19 protein-coding genes are annotated in these 22,636 nt (G+C 39.8%); 10 read left to right on the top strand and 9 right to left on the bottom strand.

The annotated features are described in order from the left end of the window. Positions 1 to 126: 126 nt before the first annotated feature. Positions 127 to 780: an OmpW/AlkL family protein gene (locus CWB77_RS01060; RefSeq protein WP_010391257.1), complete on the top strand. Its 654-nt coding sequence runs from the start codon at positions 127 to 129 to the stop codon at positions 778 to 780. Positions 781 to 833: 53 nt separating this feature from the next. Here CWB77_RS01060 and CWB77_RS01055 read toward each other — a convergent pair whose 3' ends face one another. Both CWB77_RS01055 and tyrR read right to left on the bottom strand, forming a co-directional pair. Beyond that, positions 834 to 1,370, bottom strand: coding sequence for a thioesterase family protein (locus CWB77_RS01055; protein WP_008109547.1), 537 nt, complete (start codon positions 1,368 to 1,370; stop codon positions 834 to 836). Positions 1,371 to 1,482: 112 nt separating this feature from the next. After that, positions 1,483 to 3,039 (bottom strand): transcriptional regulator TyrR, encoded by a 1,557-nt coding sequence (gene tyrR, locus CWB77_RS01050; protein WP_008109548.1) that lies wholly within the window; start codon positions 3,037 to 3,039, stop codon positions 1,483 to 1,485. Between the two features lie 743 nt (positions 3,040 to 3,782). On the opposite strand from tyrR, the gene CWB77_RS01045 reads away from it, so the two are divergent. The 5 genes from CWB77_RS01045 (at position 3,783) to CWB77_RS01025 (ending at position 10,193) form a co-directional block, all read left to right on the top strand. Then, positions 3,783 to 5,282, top strand: coding sequence for a peptide MFS transporter (locus CWB77_RS01045; protein WP_008109550.1), 1,500 nt, complete (start codon positions 3,783 to 3,785; stop codon positions 5,280 to 5,282). A gap of 560 nt (positions 5,283 to 5,842) precedes the next feature. Then, the gene (gene hppD / locus CWB77_RS01040) at positions 5,843 to 6,889 is read left to right on the top strand and encodes a 4-hydroxyphenylpyruvate dioxygenase (protein ID WP_008109551.1); all 1,047 of its coding nucleotides are present in this window, start codon (positions 5,843 to 5,845) and stop codon (positions 6,887 to 6,889) included. A 211-nt stretch (positions 6,890 to 7,100) separates the two neighbouring features. Beyond that, the gene (fahA, locus tag CWB77_RS01035; RefSeq protein WP_010391256.1) at positions 7,101 to 8,414 is read left to right on the top strand and encodes a fumarylacetoacetase; all 1,314 of its coding nucleotides are present in this window, start codon (positions 7,101 to 7,103) and stop codon (positions 8,412 to 8,414) included. Positions 8,415 to 8,557: 143 nt separating this feature from the next. Further along, positions 8,558 to 9,721 (top strand): M23 family metallopeptidase, encoded by a 1,164-nt coding sequence (locus CWB77_RS01030; RefSeq protein WP_138620939.1) that lies wholly within the window; start codon positions 8,558 to 8,560, stop codon positions 9,719 to 9,721. Then, complete coding sequence (locus CWB77_RS01025) at positions 9,711 to 10,193, top strand: bactofilin family protein (RefSeq protein WP_008109555.1); 483 nt, start codon at positions 9,711 to 9,713, stop codon at positions 10,191 to 10,193. The genes CWB77_RS01030 and CWB77_RS01025 overlap by 11 nt, the downstream gene beginning before the upstream one ends. A gap of 83 nt (positions 10,194 to 10,276) precedes the next feature. Here the strand turns inward: CWB77_RS01025 and CWB77_RS01020 are convergent, their stop codons facing one another. After that, positions 10,277 to 10,750: a hotdog fold domain-containing protein gene (locus tag CWB77_RS01020; RefSeq protein WP_008109556.1), complete on the bottom strand. Its 474-nt coding sequence runs from the start codon at positions 10,748 to 10,750 to the stop codon at positions 10,277 to 10,279. A 184-nt stretch (positions 10,751 to 10,934) separates the two neighbouring features. Between CWB77_RS01020 and CWB77_RS01015 the strand changes: the two genes are divergently transcribed. From CWB77_RS01015 to CWB77_RS01000, 4 genes are all read left to right on the top strand, one after another. Then, positions 10,935 to 12,110: a multidrug effflux MFS transporter gene (locus CWB77_RS01015; RefSeq protein WP_010391252.1), complete on the top strand. Its 1,176-nt coding sequence runs from the start codon at positions 10,935 to 10,937 to the stop codon at positions 12,108 to 12,110. A 226-nt stretch (positions 12,111 to 12,336) separates the two neighbouring features. Then, positions 12,337 to 14,178: a S8 family serine peptidase gene (locus tag CWB77_RS01010; RefSeq protein ID WP_138620937.1), complete on the top strand. Its 1,842-nt coding sequence runs from the start codon at positions 12,337 to 12,339 to the stop codon at positions 14,176 to 14,178. Positions 14,179 to 14,323: 145 nt separating this feature from the next. Continuing rightward, on the top strand, positions 14,324 to 14,956 hold the full coding sequence (locus CWB77_RS01005) for a LysE family translocator (RefSeq protein WP_010391250.1): 633 nt from the start codon (positions 14,324 to 14,326) through the stop codon (positions 14,954 to 14,956). Between the two features lie 15 nt (positions 14,957 to 14,971). Then, the gene (locus CWB77_RS01000; protein WP_008464686.1) at positions 14,972 to 15,436 is read left to right on the top strand and encodes a methylglyoxal synthase; all 465 of its coding nucleotides are present in this window, start codon (positions 14,972 to 14,974) and stop codon (positions 15,434 to 15,436) included. A 4-nt stretch (positions 15,437 to 15,440) separates the two neighbouring features. Here CWB77_RS01000 and yegD read toward each other — a convergent pair whose 3' ends face one another. The 6 genes from yegD to CWB77_RS00970 all read right to left on the bottom strand — a co-directional run bounded on the left by yegD (position 15,441) and on the right by CWB77_RS00970 (position 22,416). Beyond that, positions 15,441 to 16,805 (bottom strand): molecular chaperone, encoded by a 1,365-nt coding sequence (gene yegD / locus CWB77_RS00995; protein ID WP_138620935.1) that lies wholly within the window; start codon positions 16,803 to 16,805, stop codon positions 15,441 to 15,443. Between the two features lie 79 nt (positions 16,806 to 16,884). Next, a complete protein-coding gene (locus CWB77_RS00990; protein WP_138620930.1) occupies positions 16,885 to 17,727 on the bottom strand; it encodes a DNA ligase in 843 nt (280 codons plus the stop codon). A gap of 34 nt (positions 17,728 to 17,761) precedes the next feature. Next, on the bottom strand, positions 17,762 to 18,418 hold the full coding sequence (locus CWB77_RS00985; protein ID WP_008464680.1) for an HAD family hydrolase: 657 nt from the start codon (positions 18,416 to 18,418) through the stop codon (positions 17,762 to 17,764). A 73-nt stretch (positions 18,419 to 18,491) separates the two neighbouring features. After that, positions 18,492 to 18,791: a hypothetical protein gene (locus CWB77_RS00980; RefSeq protein WP_008109576.1), complete on the bottom strand. Its 300-nt coding sequence runs from the start codon at positions 18,789 to 18,791 to the stop codon at positions 18,492 to 18,494. A 115-nt stretch (positions 18,792 to 18,906) separates the two neighbouring features. Next, on the bottom strand, positions 18,907 to 21,195 hold the full coding sequence (locus CWB77_RS00975) for a TonB-dependent receptor (protein ID WP_138620928.1): 2,289 nt from the start codon (positions 21,193 to 21,195) through the stop codon (positions 18,907 to 18,909). Positions 21,196 to 21,543: 348 nt separating this feature from the next. Then, positions 21,544 to 22,416 carry a mechanosensitive ion channel family protein gene (locus CWB77_RS00970; protein ID WP_054202098.1) on the bottom strand — a complete coding sequence of 291 codons (873 nt, stop codon included), beginning with the start codon at positions 22,414 to 22,416 and terminating at the stop codon, positions 21,544 to 21,546. Positions 22,417 to 22,636: the final 220 nt, after the last annotated feature.

The raw sequence follows: 22,636 nt of genomic DNA, 5'->3' as shown, positions 1-22,636 counted from the left end.
CAATAAATAGAGGCTCTTTACTTATACGCTTTTGAAACTTTGATCTAGAACAGGTTTTTATTTTTAAACTCGAGCGATAATAGCCTCAATCAACAAATAGTCACACAGTAGTTCACGGAGAACAACATGAAAACTAAACTAAGCATTGCAATACTTACTTCTTTACTAGCTCTTTCTCCTGCAGCACACGCTAACTTTAGCGTTAATGTTGGCGCAATTAATGTTAACCCTGATAACGATGGCTCAAAGATTAACGAAGCACCTACTCTTGGTTTAAAAGGTGATTCAAATACTCAGTTAGGTATTACTGTAGATTATGCATTTAACGACCAATGGGTGTTAGAGCTTATTGCAGCAACGCCATTCTCTCATGATGTAGAAGGTACAGGCGGTTTAGCTGGTAATAAAATTGCCGACATTAAACATTTACCACCATCACTGGTTGCACAATACCACTTTTTAGACAGCAGCTACGCACTTCGTCCATTTGTTGGTGTAGGAATTAACTACACGACGTTCTTTGACGAGCAGCCTTCTGCAGCACTTAAAGCAACTTTAAATACTGACGACGTGGAAGTAAAACTAGATGATTCATTTGGTTTTGTTGCTCAAGTAGGTGCTAACTACAAGATTGATGAGAAATGGGGCCTACACGCTATGGTATCTATCATGGATATTGATACTGATGCGACTGTATATGCTAATGGCGCAAAAGCATTAACTTCAACCGTGTCACTTGACCCTGTTGTAGCTATGTTTGGTCTTAAATACTCGTTTTAATAACGATTATGTGTGTGTTAAAAAGGCCGTAAGGCCTTTTTTTTTGCGTGTAATTAACGAGGTAAGTTATTTACTTTTTTTTGCTCAAGCATTTCTTTCCAATGAATTATTTCTGCCGGTAAAATAGGTGCTACGCCTTCAAAACCAGCAACCTCCAGCATATGCTCAACGCTTACCACCCCTTTTTTACTTTTAAATACGCCACGTACATAGGCAATTGCATGTAAGCCACGCTCTGAATGAAATTTTTGTTCAATATAAAAGTATTTATGATCCCAGCCGACTAAACGGGTACTAATGGTAAAGCGCTGCATAGGCTTAATATCACGGATGTAAGTAATGGCGGTTGCATTAACAATAGGAAACCAACGACGCTTCATTATTTGCTTTAGTAAACCAACTCGCTCGGTCATCCATGTGCGCGATAAATCCATCATTGCTAAATAGCGTGAATTAGTTAAGTGCAAATTAATATCACAGTCACTTGGCAGTGCTTTGTAGTCTATATCAACCGTGTCTAACAATGATTGATAATCACGATTACGTTTAATTTTGAAAAATAATAGCAGCAGTCTAAAATATAAGTTCACAGTAGAGGTCTTACCAGTTTGTTTTTTGTGAGTGTATCATAGCAATTGATCCCCTAGGGTATTTTTACACCAAGGGGACAATCACTAAGAAAGGTTGTTTTAATATCTATCTTTAAACTTTAACCGTTTTACGATTAATACCGTAATCACGTAGTTTATTAGCTACCGCTGTATGACTTAGCCCTAAGCGCTTAGCTAACTGACGTGAACTTGGATAAGCTGGATAAAGCTTACGCAATAAGGTAGCTTCAAAACGCTTAACCGCTTGATCAAGCGAGCCCTCAAAATCAGACTCTAAATAGCCTAAATCATGGGTAAAGGTCGGCAGTTGTAAATGCTCAACTCGCAATTCACTGTCTTCTAACAACGATACCGCACGGTAAATAGCATTTTCTAATTGGCGCACATTACCTGGCCATGGGTAATCTTGTAAAAACGTTAAACATTCTTCAGATAGCTCAGGCACAGTATGGCCATTTTGCTGCGCATATTTTTGAATAAAGTGTTCAGCAAGTGGGCCAACATCGGCTTTACGATCTCTCAGTGGTGCAATTTCTAACGTTAGTACATTAATGCGATAGTATAAGTCTTCTCTAAATACGCCCTCTTGCACCATTGCAGGTAAATCTTTTTGGGTAGCAGCAACTATGCGAACATTTACTTTAACTTCGTTTTCGTCGCCTACTTTTCGAAACGTACCGTCTTGTAAAAAGCGCAGTAATTTAGTTTGGAGCTGAGTCGACATTTCACCCACTTCATCTAAAAATACTGTTCCACCATCCGCTTGTTCAAGTACACCGCGTTTAGGCGCTGCATTTTCTTCATATCCGGCGTAACCAAAAAGCTCTGACTCGGCAACATCATCTGGTAATGAGGCACACGATAAAGCGATAAACGGCTTTACTGAGCGGTTAGATGCATAGTGACAAGCTCGCGCTAATAACTCTTTACCTGTGCCGGTTTCACCGGTGATAAGAATAGGGGCTTCAAGTTGCGCCATTTTTCGCGCTTCGCGTACAACACGACGCATCGCCGTACTAAAATTGTGAATTGTCGCAAAGCTTTCTTGGCCATAGCGTCTAAACGCACTCACTTGCTGACCTAGGCGGCTTTGCGATTTTATATTAATTACCGCACCCGCTAACACATCCCCCTCACTGCCTTGTGGTACAGCAATAGGTAAAATATCGGCAATAAAGTCTTCACCTGCCACTTCTACACGGGTAGTTTGCCCAAGTACTTCTTTGCCTTCTAACCAACGGGTAAAATTAAAACCTTTAAGTAAATTATTGATATTGGCGCCAATGACTTCTTTTTCTGTTAGCTGTAAGTCTTTACACGCCGCGTCGTTACACAAACGCACCCAGCCTTTAGCATCAATAGATATAACACCATCTGGCAGTGCTCTTAATAAGGTGTTTAATTCATTGTGCTCACGTTCAGAAGGTAAAAACGCGGTGGTACGTACATCATGTACACCATCGATCAATCGAATTGAAGGCATAATTTTTTGAAATTGTTCAAATTCAATTTCAGGAAAACTCACATACATACGGCAATTAACTGAGTCGACTTCAATTCCTTTCAAGTCAACATTGTAGCTAACTAAAATATTAAGAATCTCTTGAGCAATACCAACTCGGTCTGCACAGTGAATATCTAAACGCATACACCCTCAGGTAAGGAAAAAACTAATTGGCGTGAATAATACGCTAACTATGATTATCAGCATAGTTTATTGTAAAGAAATTTGGACGAAAAATGTTTTTTTACTTCCTAGAGCGCTTTTTCAAGCACTTAAAATATTTAATCTTGGCTGCTCACTAAAAGTCGGGGTCATTACATGTAAATATAGCCAAACTAACTTTGTATAAATTATATTCTCCAATGGGCTAATCATTGCTGTGCATCCGCTAATATTTGCTCATGTTTAATCTAAACGGTGATTATTAAAATAAAGTAGTAAAGGTTAACGATTGTTGAATAACTTGGTGCTTGTAACCCCCCGTAAATAAAGCGGTTTTATATTTTTTCAATAGAACTTAAAACCGGATAAAAGATAGCTTTGCAAAGACAATGTTACTTGTGTTGTTAAATATCTTTTTTGATAAGTTTAGGTGTTTAGTGCAACAACTAGAACTTCAGGTGTTGGTATTTAACAATTACATAACGGATGTGTGATAGCGCGCTCAACGCTTCCCCTCGTACAAAGGTCTATGTATACTTAAGCGCAATTGTAACTAGGATAAGGGTGTGACTCTTACCTAAACGTATAGCTGCGTTTAGCAAACCATTACCTTAGCTGCATAAAAACACTGATGATCGAGCATTTATTATACTTTTTAGAAGTAACAATTTAGCTAAATAAAAAACCACAAGGTCATCAAAACAATAATGAATTAGGAAGTAAATATGAGTTCAAATTCTGACAGTGGCTGGTTTGGTCACCCTAAAGGACTTTCAACCCTGTTTTTCACAGAAATGTGGGAACGAATGAGTTACTACGGTATGCGAGCTATGCTCGTATTATTTATGACAGCAAGTTTACAACAAGAAGGCTTAGGATTTACCGTTGCTTCTGCTGCTGCAATTTATGGCTTATACACAGGTTCAGTATACTTTTTAGGTTTACCTGGTGGCTGGTTAGCAGATAGATTATTTGGTGGTCAAAAAGCAGTATGGTACGGCGGTATCATCATCATGTGTGGCCACATTATTTTAGCCGTTCCGCATGAATATTCTTTTTTCATTGGTTTAATCTTTGTCGCAACGGGTACTGGTTTACTTAAACCTAATATCAGTGCCATGGTTGGTCAGCTTTATACTGACGAAGATGAACGCCGTGACGGTGGTTACGCTATTTACTACATGGGTATTAACTTAGGTTCTTTAATTGGTTACTACGTTTGTGGTTACTTTATGGAAAACGTAGGTTGGCACTGGGCATTTGGTGCAGCTGCTGTAGGTATGGCTATTGGTTTAATACAATACAAACGTACACTTAATAACTTACCAGAACATAGCTCGTTACCTGCGAATCCATTAAGCCCTAAAGGTGCTTCACGCGCATGGGGCGGTATTGCTGCGTTTGTAATTGTTGTTGCCAGCGTGACTGCTGCTGCGATGACAGGCGCTATAGTTATTAACCCGACTATTGTTGCAGGTTACACAGCAGTTGTATTTACTGTTATCTTTTTCATTTACTTTGGCCTTGTTTATTTCAAAGGCAAACTAACCGACGCTGAAAAGCAAAGAATGTGGGCGCTATTTTTAGTCTGTGTCGCTTCTGCGTGTTTTTGGTCTGGCTTTGAACAAGCGGGTTCTTCATTAAACCTATTTGCTCGTGACTACACAGATCGTCTTATTGGCACATTTGAAATTCCAACGACTTGGTTCCAATCTTTAAACTCGCTATTTATTATTGCCCTATCACCATTTTTTGCCGCTCTTTGGATTAATTTATCTAAGAAAATGGTTTCGCCTACTTATAGCGTAAAATGTGCGTTGGGCTTAGTTATTATGGCTTCAGGCTTTTTAGTTATGTTTATGGCAGCACATTATGCAGCTGAAGGCTTAAAAGTAGCTCCTTACTGGCTGGTTACAACGTATTTCTTACATACAGTGGGTGAGCTTTGTTTAAGCCCAGTTGCATTGAGTGCGGTAAGTAAATTATCTCCTCGTCGCTATACGGGTCAAATGATGGGTGTATTTGTACTGACATACTCAATTGGTAACGTAATTTCAGGATTACTTGCTGGTAACTTTGATCCTAACAATGTTGCTGAAATTCCTAACCTTTACTTACAAATTGCATTATTTAGTATCGGTGTAGGTATCATCTTAGTACTGATGAGCTTCAAAGCTAAGGTATGGGAAAAACAAGGTTTAGAACAAACCGCACCAGCACAATAATTTAAATTAATCACAACGCGTAATTATGCGCTTTGACTAATGATATTAAATACCCCCTGCAGCTAACTGCAGGGGGTATTTTTATGGCTAACTAACCTGAACTCTGGATAATAGATCTCTTAGCCAGAGTTCAGGTTAACTAAATTTGTTGTTACAGCGTAATACTACAGAGTAAGTGGAGTTAATGAATCAAACCCTCAGTATCTATTGCTTTGTTAATGTTGTGAGCAGCTACGCTCAGGTTGAGTGTAAACAATAGAATACAAAAACCACTCTTTTTTTAGTGTGAAAGAACTAAAAAAACAGATGGGCAATTAAATTTAAAACAAATAAATTCAGTAACATACATAAAAAATACGTACATTATCCGAGCTAGCTAATTTTTACTTACCTCGGCACGTATGTAAATAAATATCATACTTTGCTAACCGTCCCGTAAAATTTACACACGCGCTATTTACTAAATAACAACACCCTCTTCCCCAAAGCAGTAATCTGGTTAATCATGCAGGCAATACGATAACTAATAATCGCAGTGCTTAATTGCGGGAGTAATTATAATGAGTGAAGTAAATAATCCTTTAGGTTTGGTTGGTATTGAGTTTACTGAATACGCAACACCCGATGCCGATTACATGGACAAAGTGTTTACCGATTTTGGTTTTTCAAAATTAAAAAAATTCAAAGGTAAAGACATTGTTTATTACAACCAAAACGATATTCATTTTTTACTAAATAATGAACGCGACGGCTTTTCAGCTGAGTTTGCTAAAAATCACGGCCCAGCAATTTGTTCTATGGGCTGGCGTGTAGAGAACGCTCAAGCAGCATTTGAAGCAGCGGTTAAGCGTGGCGCTAAGCCTGCCACTGATGCAGCTAATAAAGACTTACCATACCCTGCTATTTACGGCATTGGCGATAGCTTAATTTACTTTATTGAACAATTTGGAGATAAAGGCTCTATCTACGATAATGATTTCGAAGATCTGAGCGAGCCAAACAAAGTTGAGAGTAAAGGCTTCTTACGTATCGACCACCTAACCAACAACGTATATAAAGGTACTATGGAAACATGGGCTAACTTTTACAAAGACGTGTTTGGTTTTACCGAAGTACGTTACTTTGATATTAAAGGCCAAAAAACAGCCCTGCTTTCATATGCATTAAAATCACCATGCGGTACCTTCTCTATTCCAATCAATGAAGGTAAAGGTAACGACAATAACCAAATTGATGAATACCTAGGTGAATACAATGGTCCAGGTGTGCAGCATTTGGCGTTCTTAACTGACGACTTAGTAAGCTCATTAGATAAGCTTGATAAATCGACTATCGCTACTTTAGATATTATTCCAGAGTACTACGATACTATTTTTGACCGTGTTCCATGGGTTAAAGAAGATAAAGAGAAAATCCGTGAACATCAAATCCTTGTTGATAGCCAAAGCGAAGATTGCTACTTACTGCAAATTTTCTCTAAAAACTTATTTGGTCCTATCTTCATTGAAATGATTCAACGAGTTGATGATGGCGGCTTTGGTGAAGGTAACTTCCAAGCGCTATTCGAATCAATCGAGCGAGATCAAGAACGTCGCGGCGTTTTATAAGCAAATAAAATAACTTTAAAAAGCAGCGTATTTCGCTGCTTTTTGTCGTTTAATCGTAATTGAGAGGTAAAACTATCTCTCTGTGTGTTTAAATCGCGCTTTTCATCACCATATAGCTAGGTAATAGATGAAATTAACGGGTGCTATATTCTTATTTAATAAATTGATATTTATACTGATAAGCGCGACCAACTAAACCAAAGGAAATGTAATGAGTTTAATTAACGAAACCCATGATATAAATTTAACTAGCTGGGTAGCATCAGCAAATGATGCACAATGTGACTTCCCTATTCAAAACCTACCTTTTGCAGAAGTACGTCGCAAAAATAGCAATGAAGCTTTTCGTGGTGCTGTTGCCATTGGCGATCAGGTTATTGATTTAGCAAAAGTAAATGAACTCGGTATTTTTTCAGGTGACGCCCAAACAGCCGTTGCATCTGCAAGTAACCCGACTTTGAACGAGTTTATGGGATTAGGTGAGCAATATTGGTCAGCGCTTCGTTTAGCACTGTCTAAGGCATTACGTGAAGGCTCTGCTCATCAAGAGCAACTAGCACAAGCGCTTATACCACAAACCGAAATTGAATTTGCTCTACCGTGTCGCATTGGCGATTACACTGACTTTTACACATCAATTTATCATGCGACTGCCGTAGGAAGTTTATTCCGTCCCGATAACCCATTACTACCAAACTACAAATGGGTGCCGATTGGTTATCATGGTCGCTCATCGTCTATTGGCGTGTCTGGGCAGCAGTTTCATCGCCCTAAAGGACAAACTAAAGCGCCAGATGCAGAAGTTCCTTCATTTGGTCCATGTAAGCGCCTTGACTACGAGCTGGAACTAGGTATTTACCTAGGTAAAGGTAATGATCTAGGCGATGCAATCGCAATTGAAAATGCTGAAAAGCATGTATTCGGCTTTTGTGTTTTCAACGATTGGTCAGCACGTGATTTACAAGCATGGGAATACCAACCGCTTGGTCCATTCTTAGCGAAAAATTTCGCATCAACCGTGTCTCCATGGATTGTTACCACCGAAGCACTTGCACCATACAGAACAAGCTGGACGCGTGATGAAAATGATCCGCAGCCACTTGAGTACTTAGAATCAACGGCTAACCGTGATCAAGGTGCATTTGATATTCAAATGGATGTTAAAATTCAAACACAAAAAATGCGTGATGAAGGCTACAACCCAACTCAAGTGTCTAAGTCTAGCTTTAAGCACTCATACTGGACTGTAGCGCAAATGGTAACTCACCATACCGTAAACGGGTGTAACTTTATGCCGGGTGACATGCTGGGCTCTGGCACGCAATCAGGGCCTACTCACGAAGAAGCGGGTTCATTACTTGAGCTTTCTCGTGGTGGTAAAGAAAAGATTACTTTAAGTAACGGCGAGCAGCGTAGCTTCTTGGAAGATGGCGACAACGTTATAATGCGTGGCTGGTGTGAAAAAGAAGGCTTTGCACGTATTGGCTTTGGCTTTGTAGAGAGCACCGTACTACCAGCAAAATAATATATAAAATCAATAAACTAGTAAAAAAGGGTTGTTGAATAAGCAGCCCTTTTTTATTAATTAAGCCGAAGTTACAATTTTTTTCTGGCTTTTTTAGTTCAAATTGCTATCTTGAATCCGTTAATAGCCAGTATTTATGTGACATGCCTGTATTTATAAAGTCTTTTTTTAATAAACATTTCCCAGCTCGTCAGCTGCTCATTCGCCAAAATGGTGAAGTAAAGCATGTTGTTTTGGCGCCTTGGTTACAGGTTTCTGTGCTTGCTATTATTTTCATTGCTATTGCATGGATCAGTGTTTCGAGTATCCGTGTTTATATGCAAACACACCAAATTTCTCATATCGAGCAAACTCAGCTTGATAAGCAAGTACAATGGCAACAAAAAGTAAAGCAACAGCAACAACGCTACGCATTGCAGCAAGAGCAGTTAGCTGAACTTGAACAAAAACAAGCTTTACTTCAAGGTATGATTGAATCACTCCCAGCTTCTATCAGCAAAGATGTAATAAAATTAGAGGGTGAGCTTGAATCTTCTCCTATTAATGAGAACGAAAGCGAATTTCATGAGCCGCTCGAAGAAGATAAAACACAAAATAAGCATGCACAAAACAGTTTAACCAGTTTTGAGCAGCGCTACATCATGCTAAATCAGCAGTACGATACTAATTTCACGTTATTGGCTGCGCAGATTAATCAGCGCCATGATGCGATTATAGAAATACTCAAAGGCACGGGTCTTGAAAATGCACTGGCACAACATCTCGCGTTAAGCACGCAAACAACGGCGCAAGGTGGCCCGCTAGATATACTCGATGAAAGTAAAATTCCTAGTAACTTTCTAGTCATTGCAGATAAGTTGTTATTGTTAAACCAGCTAGAGAGCTTTTTAACTGAGTTGCCAAGTACCCTGCCCTTACCTGCTGCAAAATATTATATTTCCAGTAATTTTGGACTTAGAAAAGACCCAATGAATAAAAGGCGCGCTTTTCATAAAGGCATTGATTTAGCTGGGTGGCATAAAACAGAAATTTTTGCCCCTGCCGATGGCACGGTGCGTCGAGCTGGCCGTAATGGCGGTTATGGTAACTTTATAGAGTTAGAGCATAAAAACGGTGTTGTAACGCGCTTTGGTCACTTAAACAAAATTAATGTTAAAAAAGGTCAATTAGTCACAAAGCACGATGTCATTGGCTTAATGGGCAGTACCGGAAGAAGTACAAGTACTCATTTACACTATGAAGTATTAATAGACGACAAGCATGTCAATCCACTAAAAATAACAAAGGCGCTTTCTCGTGTTTGGTAAAAATAAACAAGCAAAAACAGACTCATCTATTAAGAGAGTGAGTCACACTCCCTCAATCATTTCTAATGATGTGCGTATAACGGGCTCTTTGGTAAGCCAAGGTGAAGTACAACTCGACGGACGTATTGATGGTGACATTAAGGCCGAACATTTAGTGATTGGCACCTCAGGTGTTGTTGAAGGCGTTGTTGAGGCAAGCAGTGTCGTTGTTAAGGGTAAAATCATAGGCTCTTTAAATGCAAGTGAAGTAAAGATCGAAAATAATGCTCATGTACTTGGCGATATATTTCATGACACCCTGAGCATAGAAGCAGGTGCTATTATTGAAGGCAGTTTAAAGCAGCGCTTTGAAAAAGAAGTGATTGAGCATGCTAAAGATAAGCCAAAACCAGCTCACGACGTAAAAGCCATTGTTGATAATGAAGACAGCGGGCTTTCGTTTGTTAATAAGCAGCCTGCAGCTAAAAGCTAGCTACATTAGTTTATAATGGTTTAGCCTGCCTGTTGGCTAAACCATTAATCACCTCTTTAAAATCCCGTTAGCGGCTTATACACTTACTTTTTTTGTGTTATATACATGGTTATGTCTGCGGTAAAAACCAGTTCGTTACGCGTATTGTAAAGCTTTACCGGTACGACTAAATCTTCTTTATCAATCCATTGATGAGGCAAGTCAATTTCAGCGATAGCGGTAACATCAGTGTCTACCTTAGCCAGGTACTGTACTGTCATTCCCTTAGGGATCCAACGGTGGGTTTTATAAGGTACTGTTGCATCAACCATCACCCCCGCACACAGCTCAGCCAAATTACATTGTGCGATAGCGTGAATAGTGCCAATGTGATTGTGTACACGGCGTGTGTTTTTAACCACAGCACTACAGTGTCCTGCTTTTAAATCTAAAATAGTAGGTTTCATAGAGCCAAAGTAAGGCGCTTTAAAACATACGGCTTTACTAAACAGCCAGTTACCAAACGGCAGCTTTTTAAATTTATGCCACGTTTTTATTAATGCAGACTCATTACTCATTATTGTTTTTCCATTGTCTTTGCTTAAAAAGCAAATTAACACATCGGATCAGTTTAAAGAAGTGTGATACTTAAACAAAAATAATCATAATAAAGTTAAAAGTAGGTAACATGTCTGATGCATCGGTCATAAGCCCTTTCTTTTTCATCAGTCGCCACTTAAAATACCGACAAAAGGAGACCTGATGCAAACACAGCCCGCTAAACCAAACTTAATTTTATTACTGATCTTAGCGTTACTCGTCATTTTTTGTCCTATGGGCATTGATATTTATTTACCTGCCTTTCCTACTATTGCAGAGCAATTTTCAGTGAGCGAAAAACAAGTACAGCAAACGGTGGCTATTTTTATGCTTACTGTTGGTTTGGGGCAATTAATTGCAGGCCCTCTTGCTGATCGTTTTGGACGTAAGCCGGTAGCCTTAACCGGTGTAACTTTATATGGACTGGCGGCATTAGGTGCATACTATGCTCCTAGCTTTTTAATACTGATGTTTGCTCGTGCAATTCAAGGGTTAGGCGCATGCGCCACCTTTGTTGTTGCTTTTGCAATAGTAAGAGATAAGTTTGGTAGTGAACGCAGTGGCCAAATAATTACCTACCTAAACGGGATCGTGTGCTTTATTCCAGCGTTAGCACCCATTTTAGGTGCGTGGTTAACCGTGCAGTTTGGTTGGCAAATGAACTTTCTATTTCTAACTGGTTTTGCATTATTAGGATTTATTGTCACCTTATTATTGTTTAGAGAAACACGCCCAGTAGACAGCCATTACCAGGGGCATATCTTAGATCTAAGGCGCTTTATCCCAATTATTTCAACTCCGTTATTTTTATTTAATAGCTTGCTATGTATGGTCACTATGTCAGCTATATTAGTATTTGTAACATTGGCTCCTGGTTGGCTTATTACTGAATTAGGGGGCAGCGTAGCCGACTTTACCTTTTGGTTCTCGCTTAATGCAGTGCTTAGTATTCTTGCTAGCTTTATCATGCCTATTTACATTAAACGCCAACCAAAAAGAGCACTAAAAGCAGGTCTTGTGTTGTTAGTGAGTGCAGGCTTACTGATGCTAGTATTAAGCCAATATAAAACCCCATTAGCATTAATGATCCCTATGTTTATTGCTGCCTTTGGTTTTGCTTTAACACTTGGCTCTGCCGCTGGACGAGCTTTAAGTCTGTTCCCTAAGCAAGCTGGCACCGCCTCAGCTCTTTTAGGAGCAATGCAAATGAGTGGGGCAAGTTTATTGGTGTTTATTACTCAATATTTAAACTTATCTACACCCGAGCTTATAGGCACACACTTTTTATTATTAATTCCCTTTTCTTACTTACTATTTCGTTATACTAAATATGCTTAGGCGCTAAAGCGTTTTCTATTACTCTTCAATTTTGGCTAATTCAGGTTTTACCTGATTAGCCGCCCCTAATTCAAATACAAATGTATATTTTTTGTTTAATACTGGCTACTTTAAAGTTAAATAGTTTTGTTTTTGTAGATAAAATAGCTTGTTTTCTGCTTTATATTATTTTACTGTCCGCTAAAGTTAACAATTAGTTAACCAATTAATTCTAGGATAATATAATATGAAAAAGAATAAACTCGCCTTAGCATTAGTTCTTACTGGTATTTGTTCAGCAGGTGCTGCCCAAGCTGCGAACGATCGCTTCATCATCCAAGTTGATAATAATAAAAAAGGTGTTGTTAAAGCGCTGACTAAAAAACTAGGTGGTGACATTAAAGTAGATGGCAATGGATTCATTGCAGCCAAATTTACTGGACAAGATTTAAGTAGCTTAAAAGGCCTGCTTAACAACCCGCATATTAAACTCATTGAAGAAGATCATAAGCGCGTTCCTATGTCATTATTTAACGATGATGTAGGTGATGCCATGCAGCAACAAATTACGCCATATGCGGTGTATCAATCACAGGTTGATCAAGTTACTTTTGATGCCAATGCAGGCATGAAAGTATGTGTTATCGATTCAGGCTTAGATAGCTCAAACCCTGATTTTGTTTGGGGTAACATTACTGGCGATAACGACAGCGGTACTGGAAATTGGTTTGATAATGGCGGTCCACACGGGACGCATGTCGCCGGTACGATTGGTGCTGCAGATAATAACCTCGGTGTTGTGGGTATGGCACCGGGTGTGGCAATGCACATTATTAAAGTATTTAACGAAGCGGGTTGGGGTTACTCATCTGATTTAGCTCAAGCGGCTGATTTATGTTCTCAAGCAGGTGCAAATATTATTAGCATGAGCTTAGGGGGCGGTGGCTCAAACAGTACAGAGTCAAATGCGTTTGCTAACTTTACTAATGCTGGCGGCCTTGTAGTTGCTGCAGCGGGTAACGATGGTAATAACGTACGTTCTTATCCTGCGGGCTACTCATCGGTGATGATGGTCGGCGCTAATGATGCCGATAATCAAATTGCTGACTTTTCACAATTCCCAAGCTGTTCATCTGGCCGTGGTAAACGCGCAACTAATGATGAAACAATTTGTGTTGAAGTAACTGCTGGTGGTGTTGATACTCTATCGACCTACCCTGCGGGCATGGCAACAGCAGCGAGTATGTCGGCTGATGGCACAGCATATAATTCATCAGCAATGGAAAATGCAGGTCAAATCACTGCGAGTACCTACTTTATGGGAACTGGCGAAACAGTTGATCCAGCGGCGGCTGGTAAAGTATGTATGATTGACCGCGGCGTTATTTCATTTTATGACAAAGTCGCTAACTGTGAAAACTCAGGCGGTGTAGGTGCGGTTATTATCAACAATGAAGCTGGCATGTTATACGCGACACTGGGTGATACCAACGATACTACAATTCCTGCTGTAGGCGCTGCATTTGAAGATCGTAGTGCATTAGTCGCTAGTACAAACGTGACAATTAATATTGGCGCAACTGATTATGGCTTTATGAGTGGAACGTCAATGGCAACTCCTGCGGTTTCAGGTATTGCTGCGCTAGTATGGTCTAATCATAGTGACTGTACAGGCACAGAAATTCGCGATGCGTTAAAGGCAACTGCGCAAGATCAAGGGGCTTCTGGTCGTGATGATTACTTTGGCTACGGTATTGTAAAAGCGGCTGACGCTGATGCTTACCTTACAGCAAACGGCTGTGCGGGTGGCGATACTGGTGGTGTTGATCCAGAGCCAGGCGTAGATGCTATCTCTCTTAGCGCTTCAGGTTACAAATCAAAAGGCACTAAATTTGTTGATTTAAGTTGGAATGGCGCGGCAACAAGCCAAGTTGATATCTACCGCAATGGTAACAAAGTCATTACCACTGCAAATAATAATGCCTACAGCGACAGCATTAATACTAAAGGTGGCGGCACCTATACATATCAAGTGTGTGAAGCGCTGAGCACTACGGTGTGTTCAAATAATATCACCGTTAGTTTTTAATAAATTTAGCACTTCATTATGTTTAAAAGCATAACGACTAGTTTTAAAAGAACTTAGTATCCTCAACTTAGCGGGCAATATGCCCGCTTTTTATTTTCCTCATTGCTTGATAAAATCATTTACCACTTCTTTTTCGTACTATTTAATGATCAACCCCGACTTTTTGCTTTCATTTTTACTCGCTAGCTTTTTAATGGCCGTTGCGCCTGGACCATCAAACGCGTTTTTAATGGCGCAAACTTTTGCAAATGGGCGAAAAGCAGGTATGCAGAGTGCTTTTGGCTTTGCGTTAGGTGGCGTAGTACATACATTTTTTGCGGTTGTCGGTTTAAGCGCTATTTTAAAAGCCTCTGAAACTGCCTATGCCAGCGTACAATATGCAGGTGCAGCCTATTTATGTTACTTAGGGTTTATGATGCTTAAAGACACCTTTAAGCCCCCCATTTGCGAGCAAGAAGATAAGCCTCATGTTACCACCAGTAAAAACAAAAACGTGATGTTTCAAGCTATGATGACCGAAGTACTAAATCCTAAGGTGGCTTTGTTTTTTATTGCTTTTATCCCACAATTTGTAGACCCTAGCTTGTCATCTGCAACTTTTCAGCTGGCGTTTTTTGGGCTACTGTATCCAATCTTTGCTTTTCCTATCGACTGCACGTATATTTATTTCGGCGATAAAATAGCCCAGTTTTTTAAAAGTCACCCTAATAGCCAACTTTGGATAGATAGGTTCACAGGCATTGTATTTATTGCCTTGGCTATCAATTTATTACTCTAACTAATAAGAATCAGCATGGACCAAAAAATACAATCTCTTCCAGCTAAGAAAAACATAGCCCTTGTTGCACATGATGGAAAAAAAGCCGCGTTAAAATTATGGTGTGAAAAACACACTCCAATGCTAAGTAAACATAAGCTATACGGCACTGGTACAACCGGACATTTAATAGAAAAAACCACCGGTTTGAATGTCGTGCAATTACTCAGTGGACCTATGGGGGGTGATCAGCAACTTGGTGCTAAAATAGCGGAACATGAAATTCATGTGTTAATCTTTTTTTGGGATCCTCTGGCATCTCAGCCGCACGACCCTGATGTAAAAGCATTGCTTCGTTTAGCCGCAGTGTGGAACATTCCTGTTGCTTGTAATGAAGTAAGCGCTGATATGTTACTAAGCTCTCCCCTTATGGACACCGAGTTTGAGCGTTCTTTGCCAGATTACGAAAAGTACCTCGCAACCCGACAAATCTCCTTATAACAGCTTATTTATAAAGCATACTCGCCCATTTAGTCAGACCAGCGGTGACACTGCCAAAGTGATCACCGTTAACCATTTTAATATCGCCTAAGTGGGTTTTTAAAGCCGCCTTGATCAGTGGTGATTGCGCGCTACCACCCGTTAAATAAATTACATCTGGGGTGGTGTTAGCATCTGCAATGGCCTGTTTTGCTAATGTCACTATTTGGCTAATACTGTCGTCAACGGCTAATGCTAATTCATTAATAGAGATATCTTTATCAAGTGATGAATCTAAAAATGTTAAATCACAATTAAAGTTTTCAGACGAGCTTAGTGCAATTTTTGCCGCTTCAGCTTGTTGAACTAATTGATGCCCTTGCTTATTTTGCTGTAAATGGATGAGCCGTTTATATAAATCGGGAGCACCCACATCGCGTAGCTGTGCACTCAGTTCACGATAATGCTGAGCACTATAAAACTGGCTTTGTAAATTCACATCGTTAATTTTACATGCTTGCCAAAATGCCTGATTAGGTAATGGTAAACCCGATTTAAAAGTACTGCCTAAGCCAAGTAACGGCATTAAACCATGATAGCTCAGAGCAATATCTAAATCATTACCGCCTACTCGCTTTCCGCTATGTGCTAAAAAGTCTGCGTCTCGTTGTTGTTTATTCCTAAAACTTGGCCCCATTTGTACAAATGAACAGTCACTTGTACCACCACCAATATCTATTACCAGCACTTTTTGGTCTTGCGTTAAATCACTTTCATAATCAATCCCGGCGGCAAGTGGTTCATATAAAAATTCCACATCTTTAAAGCCTGCTCGGTTTGCTGCACGTGTTAAAATGCCCACGGCTTGTTGGTTTGACTGCTCACCACCAACTGCTTGAAAATTCACTGGGCGACCAATAACAGTTTGGCTCAGCGTATACCCTAACGATGATTCGGCACGTTGTTTTATTTTTAAAATCATTGCAGTGGCAATATCTTCAAAAAAATTAATTTGTCCTTGCTTTAAACCAGTAGCGCCAAAAAATGATTTAGGGGATTTTACAAAATAACCTTCTTCAGGAAATTGCACATATTCACTAATCGCCTCTCGGCCGATGAATAGAGTCTCGTCGCCGGCTTGTAGGTCTAGGTCTGATTTAATTCGCGGGAGTGTATTAAGCAAGGGTTGGCGCGCGGTTTTATAGCCATGCTCATGCTCTGAGCCCTGCAAGTGCTGCGCTACAAAATCAACGACTAAGGCACTATGATGTGTGTATAACGTTGATGGAAGATAATGTTTGCCTTGCTCTAAAGGAATGAGCTGAACACGCTCTTCGTTTAAAACACCCATAGCACAATTAGAACTACCATAATCAAAACCAACGAACATAGATCACCAAACATCACTAAAAAGGCCGCGCAATTTAGCATAATTGCTAAAAAATATATACTGAATTGGCCTACACTCGTTATTTTTCGGGTCTTTCCCGTAAGAAGCTGGCAAAACGCGGCAAGCCATTTTTAGTGTACCCGTGGTATCGATAAGTAATTGTTGCGCCTATAGCTGGCGGATACTTTCGCTCTTTATCACTAAAACCCGTACCAATAGAAAATGTCAGCCCTTGTTTTGTCTGTACTTTCAATGCACCAAGCATTCCTGCGTATTTACCTTTACCCGGTAAATGTTCAATTACTAACGCTTCGGCATCTAAATAAGGCTTGAGTTTTAACAATGCACTAGAGCGACCCGCTGTATGCTTAGCCTCTGCTAAATGAAGCATAACGCCCTCGCCACCTTGTTTGGTTACCTGATTAAAATAATCACTGAGTTGCTGATTGTCGCTAAATTGATATTGCTTAACCGCTTTAATATGGGGACTATTTAGCTTAGTAATGAGTGCTAGGTAATTTTGATAACGACGATGAAAAGGCGTACCGGTATCTGGCATATCAAACACCTGATAAATAACGGTTTGCCATTGCAAATCGTTGGGTATTTTTGTTCTGACAATACCACTGAGTACAGAAAATTGACCTCGTTTGGTCCATAACTCACCATCTAACCAAATATCTGGCAAAGGAGCGGTAAACCACTCAGGCGGGTTTATGGAGTTGCCTTGACGGGTTACAAACTGCTTTCCCGTCCAGATTGCTCTAACTCCATCAAACTTTTCACTCACCAAGTATTGGCGAATATCCTCATGCTTAGTTTCATCGTAAACATTAGCAAGTTGCACTGGAGGCAATTGCGCCAATAAGCTAGCACTAAAAAGGATTAAAAAAGTAAACAGCGTTGCTTTAATCATCACCATTGCTGCATCCTTGCAAATTTTAATATGGCTTAAACTATAGTTGAGATTGAAGCCATTGCCAAAATTCTTCAAGGCTTTGCATTTGCTGTGTTGCTTTACTAAAATCGTGCTCCTGTGTATGTTTATTAGCGATAGCGACTACAGCTAAAGCAGCATTATTCGCTGCGGTTACACCGGTGAGAGTATCTTCAACGGCAATCGCATTTTGTGCAGCAACCTGCATACTTTTAAGTGCTAATAGATAGGGATCACCGGCAGGCTTTGGATTAATTACATCATCTTTAGTTACCACGGTATCGAATAAATCATAAAACCCTAATCCTTTTAGTATTGGCTCTGCTTCATGCCTTGCGCTGCCTGTTACTAACGCCATTTTTAAACCTTGCTCTTTAGCCGCTAATAGAACATTTTCAGCATAAGGCATTAAAGGCGGTAAATTGGTTTTAACGTACTCACTAAATAAACGATATTTTTCATCCGCTAAATAGCGGCTACTTACAGACAAGTTATGAACTTGTTTTATTTCCTTTGCAGCGTCAATAGTGGGACGTCCCGAAAAGCGCCGACAAAAATCATCTTCTTTATAACACACACCAAAAGGCGCAAGTAATTGGCTCCAGCAGTTATAGTGCACACTTTCCGAGTCAACTAAAGTGCCATCCATATCAAATAATACCGCTTCAATTGACATACTTTTCTCCTGGTTATTTAACCTAAACTTTGGGTAATAAAAAAGGTGCCTAGGCACCTTTTAATAATTTGTGTTACTCAGCCAAACCTGCTGGCGGCTCAGCATAAGCGTCTTCGCCGGTATCTACATCAACTAACTCATAACCTCGGGCTTTGCGCATTACTTTAAGTATCGGCTTTTCGAAGGCGGTTTTTAAGCGCTCAGCATCATCTTTTAACGCATCTAATGTGGTTCCAAATGGTGCGGCACCAGTCTCTGACCAGTTAGTTACTTTACCGTTTAAGTTATATTCCACTTCGTGTATTTGATATTGCGCCGCTTCATCTTTGGTTGCTTCACAATAAATTACACGGTAATTCCAAAATCCAGCCATTACTTTTTCTCTTTAATAAACATATGGGCGCTACTTTAGCAGCTCTACAAAAATAAAAAAGCCTGCACTAGGCAGGCTTTTATCAATAATTACAATTTAACGTTAAATTTATCGATTAGAAAAAGTTAACTTTAAATTCAGCGCCAATATAACGCTCTTCGTTAACCATGGCTGTATTGTTATTAAAATCAACACCACCAATTGCTTGCTGCTCGTCAAACATATTACGCACGAATGCTGATACTTCATATTCGTAGTCGCCTTGCGCCCATGCATAACCGGCACGTAGACCAACTTCAGTTAGTGGCTTACCTTCAAACTCAACTGATTCATATAAGAAAAAGTCAATTTCACTGCGGTACGACACATCAGCGTAAGCAAAGAAATCACCTTCAGCGAGTTCTTTAGTGTAACGAAGTGTGATGTTAGAGATCCACTCTGGTGCATGCGGTAAGCTGTTACCATCTAAAATAGCACGATCTTCAGGACCAAATGCACCTGGTACTTGGAAGGTAGGATCTGTAACAGTACACTGTGCACACACTGCAACGGCTAAATCTTTGTCTTTAAGCTCTGTTTTGTTGTAGCTTAAATTAAACGTTGCATTTAGTTCATCCGTTAACACCCACTCAGAATCAATTTCGAAACCGTAGCCAGTTGTTTTATCAGCATTTAATAGGCGGTTAAAGTTAGCACCACCACCTACAGCAGTTAGCTGTTGGTCATCCATAGTGTAATAAAATACCGTTGCATTTACGCGGCCTTGGCCATCTAACACATCAGATTTAATACCTGTCTCGTATGACGTAACAGTTTCTGAATCAGCAACAGTTACTTCATCACCAAATAAGATACGACCCTGAAGACTTGGTGCACGGAAACTGTTAGCAATACGACCATACCAGTTTACGTCATCGTTGATTTTGTAGTTAGCTGATAAATCCCAGCTTACGTGATCATCGCTAACATTTTTTTCAATGTAAGTAGCAGCGCCACCTACAGGGCTAAGCGTACGATTTGCTGAGAATTCTTTCTCATCGTCTGAATAACGTAGGCCCGCGGTTACTTTCAAGTCATCAGTAATGGTGTAATCAACTGAGCCGAATACAGCCCATGCTTTAGTATCTTGCTGCTGACTAACAAACCCATTCAATACGCCATTATTGGCTGTATCATAGCTAAAGTTTTCAATTGTTAATGCTTCGTCGAAGTAAAAAACACCCACTTGATAGTTAACATCACCGGCAAAGTTGCTTGATAAGCGAAGTTCTTGCGTGTATTGGTCTTGATCTGGAATACCATCAGCACTTTCTGAAGAGAAAGGAATAAAACCAGGGCCCATTGCAACTGGAACATCATTGATAGAAAACCCACCGTAGCCACCATCGATGTCAGCACGAGAGTAAATTTCTGCACTTTCCCAACCAGAGATTGACGTTACTGTATGGTTAGCTAAGTCCCACTCAAGCTTAAGGCTTGCACCTTGCGATTCAACTTGCTGCGTCGCACGAGATGCGGCATCGTGATACACCACGTCATTTTCAAAACTATCAACTAAATCGTTAGTACCAGGTTTGATAGTGTTAGCACGAAAGGCAATTGGAGAGCCATCTAAATCACGAACATGGTAATTAAATAATCCAGTGAAATCGTCACCTTCATATAAAAATTGAATACGGGCTGCTTGTTCAGTGTAACCACCTAAGGCATCTTTTTGCTCAAAACCTGGTGCACGATTATCAATGTAATCGTCTTTATCTTGCCAAAGTACTGAAACACGTGTTGATAAACGATCTGTTAATGAACCACCAACAGCACCTTCAAAGTCAACAGCACCACGACTACCGTAAGATACAGAGCCATAGCCTTCAAATTCTTGACTTGGTTTTACGGTATCAAATTTAACTAGACCAGCCGGTGTATTACGACCAAATAATGTACCTTGAGGACCACGAAGCACTTCAACACGTGCTACGTCAAATACAGGGAAACCTTTTAAGATTGCGTTTTCTTGTACAATTTCATCAACCACAAGCGACACTGGTTGCGAAGCATTCAAATCGAAATCAGTGTTACCAAGGCCACGTACATAAAAGCGTGGGAATGAACGGCCAAATGAAGATTCAATAGATAAACTTGGGATTTTCGCATTCATAAAACGAATATCCATACCAGCTGAGCTGTAAGCATCTAAGCTATCGCCTTGCAGGGCTGAAACAGCAACAGGCACTTCTTGAGCGTTTTCTACTCGTTTACGAGCAGTAACTTGAATAACTTCTAGTTGGTTCTTCTTAGCAGTAGTTTCTTGCTCAGCAGCTACGGCTGAAATTGACGTACCTGCTACGGCAGAGAACAACGTTGCATTGATAAGGGTTGCTAACGTAGATCTTTTCATTGCTTTCATGTCGGGGTTAACCTTTTTAGTGCACTCTTGTTCAACGGTTGATGTGTTGCGCAATTAAATAATTACGGATTCAGTCAATTTTTCGCGACTTGCTCTATGCGGCGCGGACCTTATTACCGAGAGTACAAAAACGGCATAAATAAGGCTGACTGAATGCGCGAGATTATATCATGCTGTAATATATTTACCGCATATTGAACACTAAAAAATAAACTTATTTTTAACACTTAACCGCACTATCCCGACATTTAGTGTACTTTTAGCAACTAAACAACCAAAAAGCGGACATATGTCCTTACATTGAGTTATTAAAAAATATAGCAAAATAACGCGGCACTTTTTTAAATACTACTTTTTCACTAATGAGCGTTTAAGAACAATTTCACCATCAATATGAAGATCTCGCTGCGGGAATGCAATAACCACATCGTGTTGCTCAAACACTTCATAAATACTAAAACGAATATCACTGCGGACTTGTCTTAATCGAGTTTCTGATTCAGCGCAAACCCAAAAAATAGCATTAAAAACTAGCGAGCTATCTGCAAAATCATCAAACAATACGGTTGATTGAGGCGTTGCCAGTATTGCCTCATGCTCATCTAATACTTGCTGAATTAACTTTTTAACTAATAACACATCAGAGCCATAAGCTACGCCTACGCTCACAGATGAGCGCGCATTACCATCAATAAGCGTCCAGTTGGTAACTGTGTTTTCTAATAACTGGCTATTGGGTATTAGCATATGAACACCGTCGTTCCTGCGAATACGAGTAGAGCGAGTATTAATGGTTTCAACCACCCCTTTTGCAGTGCCAACCTCTAAAAAGTCGCCAATACGGATTGGCCGCTCCCACATTAATATCCAGCCACTAATAAAGTTATTAATAATATTTTGTGCACCGAACCCCACACCGATGGCAATGGCACCCGATACAAAGGCAAATGCGGTTAGTGGAATGTTGAGCACCTCAAGGGAGGTAAAAAGTAAAATCGCAATACTTAAAATGAAATAAAAACGCGTGAATAAATGCACTGCATCTGGGCTCATTTTTCGTGCAAGTAATGACTTTTTAATTAACTTGCCAATCTGAGTCACCACAACCCACATAGTAAACAAAATTAGGGGTACTTGAATTACTTTTGCCACGGTAATGTGAATGTCGTTGTAGCTAAACAATACGAAGGCGAGAATGTGATTAATTTGTTCTAAGTTCATTTATTTTCCATGTATAAGGTCGCACACAAACGATTATTTTTATGCGCTAATAATACCCCAAGTTTAGCATGCGGTTAGCTTAAATACGCAGCAACAAACTTAAAGCTAATTGCATAATTGCTGTATTTTTCTACTTTTTTATTTACATACCGAGTTTTTATCACCTAATTTGCGTTTAAATCCCGCTTTAAATCGATAAACTTTGTTGTATATAAGTCAA

Origin of the sequence: Pseudoalteromonas sp. S1610 (assembly GCF_005887465.1) — a bacterium.
Taxonomy (GTDB): Bacteria; Pseudomonadota; Gammaproteobacteria; order Enterobacterales; family Alteromonadaceae; genus Pseudoalteromonas; species Pseudoalteromonas undina.
This window is presented reverse-complemented; position numbering and strand designations above follow the sequence as displayed.

Coding starts and splice junctions, on each gene's coding strand:
- CWB77_RS00980 (WP_008109576.1), bottom strand. CDS start 18,791: ATGGCTGGATTTTGGAATTACCGTGTAATTTATTGTGAAGCAACCAAA.
- CWB77_RS01000 (WP_008464686.1), top strand. CDS start 14,972: ATGGACCAAAAAATACAATCTCTTCCAGCTAAGAAAAACATAGCCCTT.
- CWB77_RS01005 (WP_010391250.1), top strand. CDS start 14,324: ATGATCAACCCCGACTTTTTGCTTTCATTTTTACTCGCTAGCTTTTTA.
- tyrR (WP_008109548.1), bottom strand. CDS start 3,039: ATGCGTTTAGATATTCACTGTGCAGACCGAGTTGGTATTGCTCAAGAG.
- yegD (WP_138620935.1), bottom strand. CDS start 16,805: ATGTTCGTTGGTTTTGATTATGGTAGTTCTAATTGTGCTATGGGTGTT.
- fahA (WP_010391256.1), top strand. CDS start 7,101: ATGAGTTTAATTAACGAAACCCATGATATAAATTTAACTAGCTGGGTA.
- CWB77_RS01015 (WP_010391252.1), top strand. CDS start 10,935: ATGCAAACACAGCCCGCTAAACCAAACTTAATTTTATTACTGATCTTA.
- CWB77_RS01045 (WP_008109550.1), top strand. CDS start 3,783: ATGAGTTCAAATTCTGACAGTGGCTGGTTTGGTCACCCTAAAGGACTT.
- CWB77_RS01010 (WP_138620937.1), top strand. CDS start 12,337: ATGAAAAAGAATAAACTCGCCTTAGCATTAGTTCTTACTGGTATTTGT.
- CWB77_RS00990 (WP_138620930.1), bottom strand. CDS start 17,727: ATGGTGATGATTAAAGCAACGCTGTTTACTTTTTTAATCCTTTTTAGT.
- CWB77_RS01060 (WP_010391257.1), top strand. CDS start 127: ATGAAAACTAAACTAAGCATTGCAATACTTACTTCTTTACTAGCTCTT.
- CWB77_RS01030 (WP_138620939.1), top strand. CDS start 8,558: ATGCCTGTATTTATAAAGTCTTTTTTTAATAAACATTTCCCAGCTCGT.
- CWB77_RS00975 (WP_138620928.1), bottom strand. CDS start 21,195: ATGAAAGCAATGAAAAGATCTACGTTAGCAACCCTTATCAATGCAACG.
- CWB77_RS00970 (WP_054202098.1), bottom strand. CDS start 22,416: ATGAACTTAGAACAAATTAATCACATTCTCGCCTTCGTATTGTTTAGC.
- hppD (WP_008109551.1), top strand. CDS start 5,843: ATGAGTGAAGTAAATAATCCTTTAGGTTTGGTTGGTATTGAGTTTACT.
- CWB77_RS00985 (WP_008464680.1), bottom strand. CDS start 18,418: ATGTCAATTGAAGCGGTATTATTTGATATGGATGGCACTTTAGTTGAC.
- CWB77_RS01020 (WP_008109556.1), bottom strand. CDS start 10,750: ATGAGTAATGAGTCTGCATTAATAAAAACGTGGCATAAATTTAAAAAG.